The 16,110-nt window shown below is 39.4% G+C and carries 13 protein-coding genes and 2 pseudogenes; all 15 read left to right on the forward strand.

Translation table 11 applies throughout. The features are described 5' to 3' along the window. Positions 1-130 precede the first annotated feature (130 nt). The 15 genes and pseudogenes from A3835_07555 (at position 131) to A3835_07625 (ending at position 16,107) form a co-directional block, all read left to right on the forward strand. A pseudogene (locus A3835_07555) lies at positions 131-2,404 on the forward strand (thiosulfate reductase). 9 nt (positions 2,405-2,413) lie between these two features. Beyond that, the gene (locus tag A3835_07560) at positions 2,414-2,977 is read left to right on the forward strand and encodes a polysulfide reductase chain B (GenBank protein ID ORI07403.1); all 564 of its coding nucleotides are present in this window, start codon (positions 2,414-2,416) and stop codon (positions 2,975-2,977) included. After that, positions 2,970-3,905, forward strand: a complete 936-nt coding sequence (locus A3835_07565) for a polysulfide reductase (GenBank protein ORI07404.1) — start codon at positions 2,970-2,972, stop codon at positions 3,903-3,905. Before A3835_07560 ends, A3835_07565 begins: the two co-directional genes overlap by 8 nt. A 90-nt stretch (positions 3,906-3,995) precedes the next feature. Further along, complete coding sequence (locus A3835_07570) at positions 3,996-4,664, forward strand: two-component system response regulator (protein ID ORI07405.1); 669 nt, start codon at positions 3,996-3,998, stop codon at positions 4,662-4,664. Then, on the forward strand, positions 4,648-5,754 hold the full coding sequence (locus A3835_07575) for a two-component sensor histidine kinase (GenBank protein ORI07406.1): 1,107 nt from the start codon (positions 4,648-4,650) through the stop codon (positions 5,752-5,754). The genes A3835_07570 and A3835_07575 overlap by 17 nt, the downstream gene beginning before the upstream one ends. 49 nt (positions 5,755-5,803) lie before the next feature. Continuing rightward, on the forward strand, positions 5,804-6,814 hold the full coding sequence (locus tag A3835_07580) for a Holliday junction DNA helicase RuvB (protein ORI07407.1): 1,011 nt from the start codon (positions 5,804-5,806) through the stop codon (positions 6,812-6,814). A gap of 23 nt (positions 6,815-6,837) precedes the next feature. Then, positions 6,838-7,917 carry a cytochrome C gene (locus A3835_07585; GenBank protein ORI07408.1) on the forward strand — a complete coding sequence of 360 codons (1,080 nt, stop codon included), beginning with the start codon at positions 6,838-6,840 and terminating at the stop codon, positions 7,915-7,917. 216 nt (positions 7,918-8,133) lie between these two features. Continuing rightward, a complete protein-coding gene (locus tag A3835_07590) occupies positions 8,134-9,174 on the forward strand; it encodes an AI-2E family transporter (GenBank protein ID ORI07409.1) in 1,041 nt (346 codons plus the stop codon). A 14-nt stretch (positions 9,175-9,188) separates the two neighbouring features. After that, entirely contained in the window at positions 9,189-9,560 is a 372-nt protein-coding gene (locus A3835_07595; protein ORI07410.1) for a histidine triad (HIT) protein, read from the forward strand. Further along, a pseudogene (locus A3835_07600) lies at positions 9,553-10,439 on the forward strand (chemotaxis protein). Before A3835_07595 ends, A3835_07600 begins: the two are co-directional and overlap by 8 nt. A gap of 215 nt (positions 10,440-10,654) precedes the next feature. After that, complete coding sequence (locus tag A3835_07605) at positions 10,655-12,214, forward strand: hypothetical protein (GenBank protein ORI07411.1); 1,560 nt, start codon at positions 10,655-10,657, stop codon at positions 12,212-12,214. Between the two features lie 167 nt (positions 12,215-12,381). Beyond that, on the forward strand, positions 12,382-14,043 hold the full coding sequence (locus tag A3835_07610) for a hypothetical protein (GenBank protein ORI07412.1): 1,662 nt from the start codon (positions 12,382-12,384) through the stop codon (positions 14,041-14,043). A 76-nt stretch (positions 14,044-14,119) separates the two neighbouring features. Continuing rightward, positions 14,120-14,659: a hypothetical protein gene (locus A3835_07615; protein ORI07413.1), complete on the forward strand. Its 540-nt coding sequence runs from the start codon at positions 14,120-14,122 to the stop codon at positions 14,657-14,659. Beyond that, positions 14,659-15,171, forward strand: a complete 513-nt coding sequence (locus tag A3835_07620) for a hypothetical protein (GenBank protein ORI07414.1) — start codon at positions 14,659-14,661, stop codon at positions 15,169-15,171. Before A3835_07615 ends, A3835_07620 begins: the two co-directional genes overlap by 1 nt. Before the next feature lie 12 nt (positions 15,172-15,183). Then, the gene (locus A3835_07625; GenBank protein ORI07415.1) at positions 15,184-16,107 is read left to right on the forward strand and encodes a hypothetical protein; all 924 of its coding nucleotides are present in this window, start codon (positions 15,184-15,186) and stop codon (positions 16,105-16,107) included. The last annotated feature ends 3 nt before the right edge of the window (positions 16,108-16,110 follow it).

Consider the following 16,110-nt stretch of genomic DNA (forward strand, 5'->3'; position numbering starts at 1 on the left):
TTATTTTGATATTAGAATATTCATTTTTTAAAACTAAAAATCTAAATATAAATATTAAGTAAAATTTAATTTTATTTTCAACTTTAAATACTAGAATAACTAAAGGCAAATATCTTTTAAAGGGAGAAAGATGAGCTTAAATAGACGAGAATTTTTAAAATTCGGTGCTGGAGTTAGTATGGTTGCATCGTCCTTACCGGGTGGTGCTTTAGAAAATGCTGCAAAGCAAGATGAGAAGTACGTCCGTAGCTTTTGCGAGATGTGCTCTTCAAGATGACCTATCGAAGCAAAGGTCGTTGATAATAAAATTTGCTTTTTAAGCGGCAATCCAAAAGCTGGCGGTACGGCAACTTCGCTTTGTGCAAGAGGTGGCTCTGGTTTTAGTCAGCTTTATGACGAAAATAGAGTCAAAAAGCCTTTGATCAGGGTTGGTGAGAGAGGCGAAAATAAGTGGCGCGAGGCCAGCTGGGACGAGGCACTTGATTTAGTTGCTTCAAAAATGCTTGAGATCAAGCAAAAGTATGGCCCTGAAAGCTTTGTTTTTACCTGTAAAAGCTCGCAAACGCATAAGCTAATGGTAAATTTTGCCTCAGCTTACGGCTCGCCAAACTGCTTTTCACACTTTTCGTGCTGTCCGATCACCTATCAAATGGTCTGTGAACAGATGTATGGCATAGCTAAGCTAAAAAGAGACTTTGCAAATGCAAAATACGTTGTAAATTTTGGCCACAATCTCTTTGAAGGCATAGTTATAGCCGATGCAAAAAAGCTTGCTAAATTTGCAGCCAAAAAAGATACAAAGCTACTTGTGCTTGAGCCAAGATTTAGCGTGGTGGCTTCAAAGGCTGATGAGTGGCTGCCAGTTAGACCTGGCACTGATCTAGCTTTTGTGCTAGCTATCATAAATACATGGATACAAAATGGCACTTACGATAAAGAATTTATAGAAAAATTTACAATCGGCTTTGATGAGATCGTTAAAAGCGTAGAGGGCAAAACGCCTGAATGGCAAGAGGCGATCACTGGCATAAAAGCAAGTGATGTTAGACGCATCGCTGATGAAATTTATAAAGCTGCCCCAAGAGTTATTTTTGATTTTGGTCATAAGACAACCACCACAAAAGCTGAATATATGAGGACAAAAGCCATCATGGTGGCAAATGCGATGATGGGTAACTGGGAGGTTAAAGGCGGTCTTTTTGGTGGCAAAAACGCAAAAACCTTTAACAAGCTAGTCGGCGAGGATAAATTCCCAGTTCTTAAAAATCCAGATGAGAAATTTAAAGTGCCAAAAGTCACTAGACTAGACTTTGCTGGCGAGACTGGTAGGCATAAATTTATAAGTAGAAAACATGGCGTTTTGATGGATATAAATGACGCTATCTTAAGCGAGAAACCATACGCCATAAAAGGCTGGTTTAACATCCGCTTTAATCACCTAATAAACGTTGCTGAGACGATGAAGAGTATAGAGGCGATGAAGAAGCTTGATTTTATCGTGGTAAGTGATGTTTATCTAAACGATATGGCGACATTTGCTGATGTTATCTTGCCTGAGAGTAGCTACCTTGAGCGCGACGAGGGCATAGAGGATAAGTCAGGTCTAAAGCCAGCTTATATGATAAGAAATAAAGTTATTGATCCAGTTGGCGACACTAAGGACGGGGCATTTATCTTTAGAGAGCTAGCACGCCGCATGAAGATAGATGAGCTTTACACTTGGAACGACATACGTGAGTTTAGGATGCAGCAAGCTGGTGGAGATGTAAATTTACTTGCTGCGCTGGAAAAAGATGGCTTTATCACGTGGGATGAGCCGGGAATTTTGTTTAGAGAAAAAGGCATGATCGATAAATTTGTCGCTAAATATCCAGTCGCATCTAAATTTGTAGGCGAAAATGGTCTAATGGACGATATGGCTAAGCTTAAAACAAAAAGCGGCAAGATAGAGCTATTTTTGCCTGATGTCGAGGCACAGTTTGCAGGATATGGCGCGCTAAATGACAAAGATATGGACACATTTGACGGACATGATCTTTGCTTAACTTGTGGCAAAACGCCTATTCATACCAATGGACATACTCAGGCGGTGCCGTCGCTTCATGATCTTATGAGTGATAGCCCTATCTGGATAAATCCAAAAACAGCTAAACGTAAAAATTTACGAGATGGCGATATGGTCGTGGTGAAAAATAAATTTGGCGAGCAAAAGGGCAAGCTTATGGTGACTGAGGGCATTAGAGAAGATACACTCTTTATCTATCACGGCTTTGGACACATCACTCCAGCTCTTAAGAGTATAGATCACGTGGGGCTAAATACAAGCGTGCTTCTTAATCCAGCCGAAGGGCCAGTGGCCGCGACTATGGTTACAAATGTTGGCGTTAGCATAAGTAAAGCGTAAGGATAGAAAATGAAAAAATATATGATGATACATGATGAAAATTTATGCATCGGCTGTCAAGGCTGCTCGGTAGCTTGCAGAAGTGCAAACAACGTGCCGAGGGGGCTTTACCGCTTGCAGGTGCATGCGAAGATGAGTGGGACATTTCCAAATTTAAAGACCGACTTTTTACGTCAAAGCTGTGTTATGTGCGAAGATGCACCTTGTGTTGAGGTTTGCCCAACTGGTGCTAGCTTTAAAACAGCTGATGGCGTTACGCTACTTGATCATAGAATTTGTGTTAGTTGCAAATACTGCATCCTAGCCTGTCCATACGACGCTCGTTACGTCTTGCCAAATGGTGAGATAGGCAAATGCACATTTTGCTATGAGAGTAGGCTAGAAGAGGGCAAAGAGCCAGCTTGCGTTAGCGTCTGCCCTACAAATGCCCTAACTTTTGGCGATGTAAATGATGAAAACTCTAAAATTTCAAAGAAATTAAAAGAGAGCAAATACTACTTGCCAAAAGCGGAGCTAAATACAAAACCTTCACTTGCGATGATCGCAAATACAAAAGGAGCACACCATGAATAACATGTCAGGAAGCCTAGCTCAATACTCTGAAATTTATTGGGGCTGGCCGATAGCCGTTTATCTATTTTTAGCAGGACTTAGTGCGGGTGCTAGCATCGTTGCTGTGCTCATTTCAAAAAAATATGGAAAAGAGAATTATTACTTTAAAGCAGCCGCTCTTATCGCTCCATTAGCGATCGTTCTTGGACTTGCTCTTTTGGTGCTTGATCTTGGCAAGCCGCTTAGCTTTTACTGGATACTTCTGCTTTACAACTTTGACTCAGTCATGTCAATAGGCGTTGCGCTACTTCTAGTTTATACGCCTCTTAGCGTTATATACGCAGTTGGCGCATTTAAAAACGAGATCGCAATGCTTAAAATTTCTCTTTTTGACGTGGTTGCAAATTTTGCTAGCAAGCTTTCAAGCCTACTTGAAATTTTGCTTTTTATCCTAGGCATTGGCGTTGGTGCATATACAGGCTTTTTGCTAAGCGCAGCTCATAAGATCGCACTTTGGAATACATCAGTCTTGCCAGTATTATTTTTAGTATCAGGCTTGAGCTGTGCTGGTGCATTTACGTTACTTGTTGGCGTGCTAAAAGATAAGGCAAAAAGGCAAAACGATATTGCACACTATTTATTAAAATTTGATTTTTTTGCGATTATTGCCGAGTTTTTGCTCATAGTCGCTCTATTTATGGTTGTAAAAGGTGCAAGCACAAGTGGTGCGGAGAGCGTAGCAAACGCACTTAGCGTAAATTCTCTTGGGCTAATGTTTTATATTGGCGTCATTGGTTTTGGTATGGCTTTGCCTATCATTTTAGACTTAAGCGTTTTAAAGGTGTATGATTTTAAACGCGAATTTGCCGTGATCAACGCATTATTCGTAATATGTGGCGTCTTTTTGCTAAGGTGTTACATTGTCTATGCGGGGCAAATTTTTATTTAATACTTAAAAAATAATTTTAATTTTGAATTTACCTATTAAGTATTACAATAGATAAAAATCTTATTAAAGTTTGTTTTTTAGGAGAGAGATTTGAAAATTTTGCTTTTAGAAGATGATTTAGGGTTTCAAGAGAGCGTCTGTGAGTTTTTACAGACGCTTGGTTATGAAGTTACAGCGGTGAGCGATGGTCAAGAAGCGTGTGATCTGATAGAGAAAAATTTCTATCATCTTTTTATACTTGATATAAAAGTACCTGGCGTAAATGGACATGAGGTTATCAAGTACATAAGAAGTCTAAATCCAAACGCTCCTATCATGATAACAACATCTTTGGTTGATATAGGTGATATGGCGATTGGCTATGAGCTTGGCTGTAACGAATACCTAAAAAAGCCATTTGAGCTTGCTGAACTTAAATTTAGAGTAGCTGAGCTTATGAGAAAATACTATGGAACTGACGATAAAAACATAGTAAAGATCAATGACGAGTTTAGCTTTAATCTAAACAAGCGTGCGCTATTTAAAAACGGCAAAATGGTCGATCTTAGCGCAAAAGAAGTTGCACTTGTTGAGTGTCTAGTTTCGCATCTAAATTCTTACGTCAGCATGGAAGAGCTAAGAGATCTTGTCTGGAATGACAAAGATATAGAAGGCGCTGATATCAGAATGCATGTTTTAAAGATAAGAAACAAAACAACTAGTGACTTTATCACTTCAAAGAGGCGTATAGGCTACAAGATAGATGCACAAGAGCTTTAAGATCCAGATCATAGCGACATTTGTCATAATGTCGCTTTTTTGTTTTCAAAGCTTTGTGATCTTAAATTTAAGTCAAAAAAATAGCACTTCAAAAGCTCTTTTTGGTGCGATGAAGCATGAAACTATTATCAAAAATTCGTTTTTAAAAAATGAAAATATAACTCCTTCTTTAAAGTATAAATTTGCGATCTATGATGTAAATTTTAATCCAATTATTTCAAATCTCTCCAAGCAGCCAAGTAACTTTAAATTTGTAACACTTGAAGAAAATGGCTGCTTGTTTTATAAAAGTTTTTTTATAAAGGATAAAACGCCTTATTACATTGTCGTTGAAAAAGAGCTTGATAATGAAAAAAGCATATTTCTAGCGGCACTTATGCTCCTTGTCATCCTTGTGGCTGTGCTTTTTATCGTCTATTTTTTATATCTAAGCAGCGTTAAGCCTTATAAAGAGTTTCAAAAGTATATGAACAACTTCTTTAATGACGCCATGCACGAGCTAAAGACCCCACTTGGCGTAGCTGGCATGAACCTTGAGATGCTTGGGCTTGAAAACAAGTATATAACTCGCATCAAAAACGCCTTAAAACAGATGCAAATAACCTACGAAGATGTCGAGTATTTTATAAAGCGTGGCTACATAAAATTTCCACTTGAGCGGCTAAATTTAGGCGAATACATAATAGAGCGAGTGAAATTTCTCTCAAGTGTGGCTGAAGTTAAGCACATCGTTGTAAAGACAAATTTAGCAAGCGATGCATTTACTATGCTAAGCAAGGTCGAAGCTCAGCGCATCATCGATAACACCATCACAAACGCCATAAAATACAGCCAAAAGGAGAGCGAGATACTAATAAATTTAAGCTTTGAGGATGAGCGCATAAAGCTTAGTGTGCAAGACTTTGGCAAGGGGATAAAGGACGTCAAAAAGGTCTGGAAGCGCTACGTTAGAGAGGATGAAATCCAAGGCGGCTTTGGCTTAGGGCTAAATATCGTCAGCGAAATTTGCCAAAAACATGACATTTTATACGGCGTTGATAGCGTCTACGGCGAGGGCAGCACCTTTTATTATAAATTTAAACGAGCTTAAATTAAGCATAAAAGCGTAAAATGAAGCCTTAAATTTAGAAGGAAAAACTTTGGATAGAATCGTTGAAATCGAAAAAGTAAGCTTTGAAAATGACTTTGAAGTCTCGCTTAGACCGACCAAATTTGAAGACTACATCGGACAAGAAAAGATAAAACAAAATTTAGACGTCTTTATAAAAGCAGCCAAAAAGCGAAATGAGTGCCTAGATCACGTGCTATTTTACGGCCCTCCAGGACTTGGTAAGACGACCCTCGCTCACATCATCGCAAACGAAATGGGCGTAAGTATCAAAATGACCGCAGCGCCGATGATAGAAAAGAGTGGTGATCTAGCGGCGATCCTTACAAATTTACAAGAGGGCGACGTGCTTTTTATCGATGAGATCCACCGCCTAAGCCCAGCTATCGAGGAGGTGCTTTACCCTGCGATGGAGGACTTTAGACTTGATATTATAATTGGCTCAGGACCAGCTGCTCAGACTATCAAGATAGATCTGCCAAAATTTACGCTTATTGGCGCAACGACGCGTGCTGGCATGATCTCAGCGCCACTTAGAGATCGCTTTGGGATGGATTTTAGACTGCAGTTTTACACAAGCAGCGAGCTAAGCCGTATCGTACAGATCGCCTCAGCCAAGCTTGGCAAAGAGTGCGACAAAAACGCCTCGCTTGAGATCGCCAAACGCTCACGTGCCACGCCTAGGATCGCTCTTAGATTATTAAAGCGAATTCGCGACTTTGCCGAGGTAAATGACGAGCAAATCATCAGCCACGAGCGCGCAAAAGAGGGACTTAACGCACTTGGTGTAAATTCGCTTGGATTTGATGAGATGGATATTAGGTATTTAGAAATTTTGATGCAAGCAAGGCGCCGTCCTATGGGGCTGAGCACGATCGCTGCGGCACTTAGTGAGGACGAGGGCACGGTTGAGGATGTCATCGAGCCATATCTGCTTGCAAATGGCTTTATCGAGCGCACTGCAAAGGGTAGGATCGCGAGTGCGAAGTGCTTTGAGACCTTTAATGTCAAGATTGACATCGAAAAAGGGCTTTTTGAGTAGCAAAATTTAAATTTGGAGCAAAAATGGGCGAGCCACATCTTTGTCCTAGGTGCAAGCAAAGGACGATTTACTTTGATGGGATCTGCTATGATTGCAGGCAAAAAGAGAAGCTGGAGTTTTATCAAGGTTTAAGCGAGGCTGAGATTAAGCAAAAGTTAAAAAATGTCCTAGCTCACACAGACGAGATAGGCAAATATGATGAAATTTATAGCGATCTTGTCTATATTTTCTACCTGCACGGCATTTGCGACGAGCAGATAATAAGAGAAGTGACCAAAGAGTGTGAATACTACCCATTTGAAATTTACAAAAACGCTCCAAGCGACGTGAGAGACGAGCTCATAAATAGTCTAAATGGCGCTGAAAATATCGTAAAAATAAATCACATCCTTTGCGCACTTGCATGGCAGGGCGATGAGGTGGTGAGGGAGCTATTTTTTAAGCTCTATAATGCGCCAAAGCCTTGGAAAGCAAAGCTTTACGTCGATACTGACGCATACGCTCAGGTTGCTGGCTGGAGCTTTGACGAGAGTGGTAAGAGAAGAAACCTAGTTTTTGATAGGTGTTTTACATGTGGGCCAAGCCAAAACGTAGATGCAAGCATTAAATTTAAAGCACTGAGTGATGAAAAATGTAAATTTTGTAGCGGCGAGATGCTGGAATTTATCATCAAAAAAGAGAGTCTAAAACGACTTGGCTTAGAGCTTAAAAACGATGCTGTGCTCAAATTTTGCCCAACATGTGTTGGCCTTGTGCAGTATTTTTGCCAAAATGACGGCAATAGCGTGCAAACAGAGGTAGTGGGCGAGGGCGAGAGTGATGACTATTTAAGAGACGCTGTGGCAACGCTTGATGGGCAAAAATTTGAGCTAGCTAGCGAGGTTTGCGCTCACTACTCGTATATGATAGATAGCGAAATTTTGCTTGGTGGATATCCGCAGTGGGAGCAAGATGCTGAGTATTTAAAATGTCCAAAATGTAGCAAAAGCATGAAATATCTAGCACAAATTCCTCTTGGAAGTCTAGTAGATGGCGAGGGAACTATATATGTTCAAATCTGTGATGAGTGTGAGATTATCGGGGCAAATTTTCAGTGCACGTAAAAGGCTAAATTTATATGAGCTTTTGAGCTAGAAATTTTACGTAAAACTATAAATTTATCTAAATTTACTAAGCGCCAGTAGCATGCTAAAAATGTCAAAAGCCTAGCCACACTTGCTAGCTTTGCAAGCTTGATGGTAAAGAGCTTGAGCAAATTTGGGAAGCAAATGAGCAGCTCTGATAAATTTGCTATAATTACCCCATTTTAAGGGAGCGAGATGAACAATAGACTATTTTTTGGAATTTTTGTATTTTGTGCTTTGGCTTTGGTGGTCTATCTTTTTAAACCATATCTACTTGATATTTTTATCGCTGCACTGCTTGCTGTCGCGGTTTCAAATGTCCAAATCGCATTTTTATCGCTCACTAAAAACCGCAAGACGCTTTCATCGGCTCTTACCACGTCTGTGCTTCTTTGCTTATTTATCGCCCCACTTCTTTATGCGGTAGTTGAGATCGCAAAATACGCAGCTGGCTTTGATATAAACAATGTCACAAAGACTATCGAATTTATCAAAAATTATGATTTTAGGATGCCTGAGTCGATAAATTTTTTAGAGCCAAAGATAAAAGAATTTATCGGCGGACTTGATATTAAAATGCTTTTTTCTCAACTTGCGACAAATCTTGCAAGTCTAGGTAAGTTAAGTCTTAAATTTGGCGTTGATATGATCATTATTTTGGTCTTTTTCTTCTTTTGTAATCTTTATGGCAATGAACTAATAAGCTATCTAAAATATGCACTTCCGCTAAAGCAAGATGACACAGAGTCTATTTTAAGCGAAGTTGGTAACGTTATGAGCGTGGTCTTTTATTCAACCATTGCAAATATGATAATCCAAGGCTTTTTGTTTGCCATAATAACAAGTTTTTACGGCTATGACGGTGTGCTAACTGGCATCTTTTTTAGCTTTGCTTCGCTTATTCCAGTTGTTGGCGGCATTTTGGCATGGGGGCCTATTAGTATCTATGAATTTGCAAATGCCAACATAGCAGCAGCGATAACTATCGCAATTTATACGATCGTAGTGATCTCATTTGCAGCTGATACGCTTTTAAAACCACTTGTTATTAAATTTATAAACTCAAAGCTGGTTAAAATACCAACAAAAATAAATGAACTTCTTATATTCTTTGCGATGCTCGCCGGCATCACGACATTTGGGTTTTGGGGTGTGATCCTTGGACCAGCGATCGTGACATTTTTTATCTCGACTATCAAACTTTATACGCTTTTAAGAGAGAGAAATTTTGTATAAAAATAGGAACAAATATGATCTATGAAGATAAATTTATAAAAATCGAGCGTGAAGACAATGAACTTCCTTGGATAAAAATTTTTACCATTAAGCCATTTCGTGAGCTAAGCGATTGTGATGAAGCGAGTAGGGCAAGACTATTTGAAGCGATGCTTATAAGTGAAAAGGCGATGCTTGAGTTTTATAAACCAACCAAGATAAATATCGCTAGTTTTGGTAACTACGTGCCACATGTGCATATTCATGTTATTGCTAGATTTAGTAATGACGCATTTTTCCCAGATAGCGTTTGGGCTAATCCAAAAAGAAAAAGCGAGCTTGCGTTGCCAGAATTTGATAAATTTGCAAAATTTTTAGAAGAAAAGTTAAGGGCTAGTTTTGAGTAAATACAAAAAATATTTTAATATTTACATCGTTTTAGTCGTTTTTGCGGTGCTTGGTAGCCTTTTTTATTTTCTTTACAGCTCTTATATGGCTGAAAAGATGCAAAATAATATGCGAGTCTTTTTTGATTACCAGGTAAAACAGCTTAATAAAAGTATAGATGATGAGAAATTTTCATCAATGGCGATCTCTATCTTGCTTGCTCAAAATGAGTCTATACAGATGTGCTTGCTAGGGCAAAGCCGCGATGAATGCATAAAAAATATCGAAAATTTAACCAAAACCCTTGGCGCAGCATCGATGTATAATAACATTAAGCTTCACATTTATGATAAAGATCTAAAAAGCTATGTAAGGAGTTGGGATCTAAACAGATATGGCGATATGATCGCTAGTAGTAGGTTTTTAGTGCAAGAGTCAAGGCATCAAAACAAGCCCATGGTTGGCATCGAGGCGTGGTATGCTGGAACGCATATAAGGCTGTCTCAAACGTAGTACGTGATGGTAAAATTATTGGCAACATTGAGGTTTTATTAAATTTTGACTCACTTGGAAATTATTTTAAAAAGCAAGGAATTGATCTATTTGTTCTTTTGGCAAAAGACAAGATGCCATCTCGTAAAAGCATTCCAAGTGATCAAATTTTAAATGATTATTACATCGAAAATTTAAGCAGTGCAAATTTAAACATAGTAGGTTTTTTGCGTGATATTAATTTTAAAGAATATGAATTTTACATTTATAAAACACACTACTTTTGCGTGGTGCCACTAATAGACGCTAGCAACACACAAATAGGCTATTATGTGCTTCATGTAAATACCAATGAAAAAGAGCGAAATATTTCACAAAATTATTTCGAGTCAGAAGAGCTTTTTTAATTTAAGCTATTTAATAAAATTTTTATTTGTATTTTAGATAAAAATGGTGGAAGCGAGGGCTACCATATTTAAAATAGATATACCTATAATATAGGATGATAACAAGTTTATTTATTTTTTAATATCCGTAAAAATATCCGTTTATTTTTTATCATATAAATTTATAAAATTTAGGAAAATATTATCTACCCTTTTTAATTAAAAAAGGATAATAAATGAACCTATCTCCTGAACTATATCTAAAATTTGCCAAAGATGTAGAGCCTGAAATTTTTGAAAACAAGACACCTAAATTTCATTTAGAAATAATCCGTTTTATTGACGGTGAAGGTCAGTATAAAGCTATAGCAGTATTTCGCGGCGCCGGTAAGACCACCCTGCTAAATAAAATTTATGTCTTAAGTCGCCTTTATTTTGCTGCTGAACCTTTTATTATGATAGTCTCGGCCAACGAGGATAAAGCGACAGCATTTTTGGAAGCCATCAAAGGGAGTATCGATAAGGCATCGGCTAAAGGTTATGCCATAGCTCGTGGTAAGGCTTGGAATAAAGGATTTATTGAGGTTATTATAAATCAAGGCATGAAAGATGAAGATGGCAAAAGTATAGAGAAAAAATGCTACGTAGTATCTCTCTCGGCAGGGCAAGATCCTCGTGGTATGAATATCGACAACATGCGCCCAACGTTGCTAATCATCGATGATCTGGAGAGTAAAGTCGGCAGATACCCTATCGACTCAAACGCCAACCGCCAAAAGCTTCGTAGCTGGTTTTATGCCGATTTATTACCTACTTTGCACCCTACACGTGGTAAGGCTGTGATATTGGGTACTATACTACACGAAGATAGTATCCTAAACAATATCGTAAATAGTACGGAAGAGATGGATGCCAAACAAGAGTGGATATACATAAAAATTCCAATCATCAAAAATGGTACAAGTTCATGGCCGTCTCGCTTCCCAATGGATAAAATCAAAAAAATACAAAGCACCCTAGTATCAAAAGGGCTGGCAAATGAATTTTATCAAGAGTATATGTGCGCCGCGATAGATCCGCAAAAGGCTATCTTTAAGCGTGAGTATTTTAGATATTTTAAGGGTGTTGAGTATAGGACGGATGAACCATTTACGACGATAACGGTAACTGATGGAGTAAACAAGCAAGAGTTAAAAATCAGACGAGCAAATAAAATAGAGCTAGAAAATTGTGAAAAAATTTGGCTAAAAGAGTGCCAAATTTATACCGTGTCCGATATATCAAGTGGAAAAGGCAGAGATCAGACCGCCTATGTCACCTTTGCAATTGACAGGCAAAATAGACTTTTTATAATCGACATCACGAGCGGATATTTTACTCCGTTTGAGCGAAGCTTGCGAGTAATCGAAATTTATCTCACATTTTACCCAATGCGTATCGGCATAGAAAAGGCCGGTATGCAAAATGACTTTTTCTACACGATCGACACTATTCAAAAGCTAACTGGTGTAAATTTACCAATAGATCCGCTTAGCCATGGTGGCAACTCTAAGAACAAACGTATCTCAAATTTAGAGCCCTACTATCGCACTAGACAAATTTATCATAATGCAAGTTTAAACGCTACAGATGAGCTTGAGGCACAGCTGCTAGGGTTTGATCCTGAGACGGAAAGCAAGAGTGATGATATCATGGATGCAGAAGCTTATATTTTACAGTACATTGCAGGGCGATTTTTTGATGAGAGTTATGATGAAATTTATGATGAATATGCAGAGGAAGAGAGCTGGGTGTGAAATTATCAAATATATTTTTAAAACAAAAGATAGTAGATTGTCGTATGTTATTGATGCTAAATATATGGCGAGCTAGTCATAACGCAGATAAACTAATCCTTAAATAGTTTTATACGTTTTTTAGGAAACTCATAAATTAGACTACACGTAAAAAAACGGAGTAGTCTATGAATGAGGATTTAAATTTAATCGAGCGAGCATTTCGTGATCTTGAGCAACATAAAAAAAGATTCCTAGAATGTGAGCGAGCATTTCGTGCCGAGTATGAGGGCGAAGATAACCGTACTACAAAACGCAAAAACTCTGAGAGAAGCCGCTCAAAACTATACATTCCCCTAATAAAAACTACCATCTTTATCATTCATGCGATTTTTAAAACAAGCTTCATGAGCGATCGTTGTCCAATAGAGATCACACGTATTGGGCGTAGAAGCGATAATGATCTAATCTTACAAAATGCACTTACTGCTGTATTGAAAAACAGATGGAAGAAAAAAGAGCATCGTGTTGGCCTAAGCAAAGCTGTCATGAGCGCACTATATCTACCTCTTGGCATAGTAAATTTATTTTATGACAAAGAGCAAGGCGATATCGCTACACGTTTTATATCAATTACTGATCTAGCGTTCGACAAGCATGCAAGTGATATCAACGACATAGAATACGTCTGCTACAAATGGCGTCAATCCGTGCGCCAGGTCGAAGAAAAAATCAAAACGAAATTTTACAAAGGTAAAGACAAAGATCTCATTTTGGGCTCAAAGGTAGAGTGGAGCCAGAGGGTGCAGATGAAAGATATCTACAAAAAGGTCTATGTAAACGGCCGCCAGATGTGGGAGCTAAAGAGCTTCGCTAATGATTTTTTGGTAAGAGAAACCAAATTTTCGACTCTGCCGTTTCACTTCGGCTACTGTATAGACTCGATGCCTAGCGTCGAGGAGAGCATGCGCGAAAAGGAAAACGCCGTATACGGCTCGTGCGTGCCGGAAATCGTCAAAGAAATCCAAGAAGAATACAACATCAAGCGCAATCAAAAAATCGACATCACCGAAAACCAAATAGATCCATCGTTCGTAGTGGATAAAACCAGGGGTGCGGTGGCGGTAAGCGACGTGATGGCGAGGAAAAAGGTCATCAGGGTGGAAACGGACATGGGCGCTAGAGTGAGCGACGTGATAATGCCGTTTCCCGTGCCGCCTACGTATCAGCTAAGCGAAGAGATAAATATGCTCGGCAAAGAGTACGAGATAGCTACGGGCGTAAATAGCGTAATGACCGGTCAAACCAGCCCGAGCGATCGCCGCGCTATGGGCGCGCTACAAACGGTGAACGCCGCAAGCTCGATGAGAATAGAGAGCATGATGCAGACTCTGCTAGAAACTATGCTTTCAAGCTATGCGCAGCACTTCGTAGAGCTGCTTTATCGCTTCGTAAGCGACGATGAATTCGTAAAAATCACCGAAGACGAGAGCGTGATAGACGCGATCGGTACGCTTGCGCAAAGAAAGGCGAACCGCTTGGACTTTGACATCTCCGTAAATTTCGGCACGACAATAGCAAATGAAGTAAAAATCAATCAACTAAACGGGCTACTGGGCGTGCTAGCCCAAAATCAAATAAGCTCACCGCAAATAACGGGCGAAATCGTAAAAGAAGTACTAACTTTAATTCTTGGTGAAAATGCGCCAATAGAACAAGTTGATCAGGCTATGGCACAGATGATGGCGGCACAAGCAGAGGCTGTGACTCAAGATGAAGAAGCACAAATAAAAAATGAACCTAGTGAAGAAGATATGGAGATGACAGCTTTAGTAAACGGCGGAATTTGAAAGGATATGACTTAAAAATTTTTACGTTTTTTAGGATGCAGACAAATAAAATAATAAAAATTTTAAAGGAGAAGAAATGGCATATAAGGACAAATACGAGGTTCTTGGTGTTATCGTCGCTTTGGCTACAAACGGACTTAGTGTCTATAAAAAAGGCGAAGAAGAGGGGCAGATTAGCGGCGGAAACATCGGCGATTTTGTGGTTAGGGCTAAGGGCGAGGATGGCTTTGCCGCCGTGAGCATTATAGGTGAGCAAGAGTGGGAAGAGATGCCACAAAACGAGGCGGCCGAGATCGAGCTGAAAGAGATCGCATCTAGCGCAAAAGATCTCGCACCAGAGCTAGCTAAGGCTAAAAACGAAATTGAACGCTTGAAGGCTGAAATTTTAGAGGCAAAAGGTGAGGCAGAGCGTTTTAAAGAAGAGTGTACAAACTTACAAGATCATGTAAGTGCTTCAGCTGGCGAAAATCTAGCTTTATCACAAAAAATTCAAAAACTTGAAGCTGAGAATAAAAAGCTAAAAGAAGCGACCAAAAAGGAGGACAAAAATAAGGCCGATAGCGCTCCTAAGACAAATGAGTCGCAGAAAGGTTTAAATTTAGGAGGTAATGAATAATGCCAGATATCTATGACCAGGATTTGGAGGGACTAGCGGCTGCAGAGGAAACACAGACGCAAGAAGCCCAAATTGCTTTAAAAAACGCAGATAAACCACAGGTGCAGGCAGAAACTAAAGCACCAGCTGTTCCGCAGCCTGATGACTCAGTAAAACTCAACAAAGAAGAGTATGCGGATTTTCAAAGAATGCGTCAAGCCGCGCAACTTTCGCAGATGGAGACGGACTTTAGGAAGAGTTATCCGGATTTTGATATGCAAAAAATCACGGACAAAATTTTAGAGATGGATGAGAAAAACCCTGGTACTGGCGATGCACTGCTGACTCCAGTAGGGATTGAGAATGTCTATCTAAAATTTTTTCATGGCAAGGCACAAACACAAGTTGATGATGAATTTGACATAGCAAGAGGGACTGGTGGTGGTGTGAGCGTAAAAGAGCTCATCGGTAAGATCAACAAAGGTGAGGCAAACGATAGCGAGAAGCAGGCCTTATATGCAAGATTATTTTAAGGAGTAAGGAAAATGGCTATAAAAACTGGATTAGTAACTGCCGAAGAGGCTTTTGGCAGTAAGGGTGTAGTGCTTGAAAACACTATAAAGCAAATAGGGTGGCAATCTACGCCTTTTTATAGTGCAATAAGCACAGCAGCACCCGCAGATAGAAGTACGAGCGTGGCGGTAGGACATAAATGGTTTTATGATGAGTTGCCTGATGGTGACGCGGCTAATGCACACGCAGAAGGTGGAGCTAAAGCAACAGCCAAGTATTTTGTTGGTAGTGCGCTAAGCAATCATTTTCAAATAGTGAAAAATACTTATGGCGTTTCCGGATCACAAGAGCCGGCCAAAGATGTAGCTGGTAGGGGAATACTTGCAAATCAAGGCGAGATGGCTTCTGTAGAGCACAAAAAATCTATAGAGAAAATTTTACTATCAAGTCAAGCAGCTGTACAAAGAGTAAATAGCGGCGGTTCTCCAGTAGTCGGAAAATGTGGTGGTTTAAAGAGCTTTTCTACTGCAAACAATACGATTGATGCAAATAATACTGACTTAACTATGCAGATGATTCGGGATCTGCTAAAAATCGGCTGGAGCAAAGGTAGACCTTATCAATTCTTAATGGTAAATGATAAGCAGAATGATAGGCTGCTAGATATTCTCGACAAGATAAAGCAAGCCAATATCACACAAAAATACCTTGAAGAGGATCTGCTTGCCATTAGAACAAGCTATGGCGATGTAAAGGTTATGTTGAACCCATTCTTAGATCAAAATGAGATCATTGCCTTTAGAGCTGATGACATCTTTAAAGTAAACTGGCGTCCAATGATGACTAGAGAGCTTCCGACTAGCAACGATGCTGTAGAAAAAGAGATTGTTAGCGAATTTACACTTCGTGTATGTACTCCTGTAGCATTTGGATGGCTTAAAAAGTTAAAGGTGTGAAAA

This window comes from Campylobacter concisus, from assembly GCA_002092835.1.
In the GTDB taxonomy this organism is placed as follows: Bacteria; Campylobacterota; Campylobacteria; order Campylobacterales; family Campylobacteraceae; genus Campylobacter_A; species Campylobacter_A concisus_K.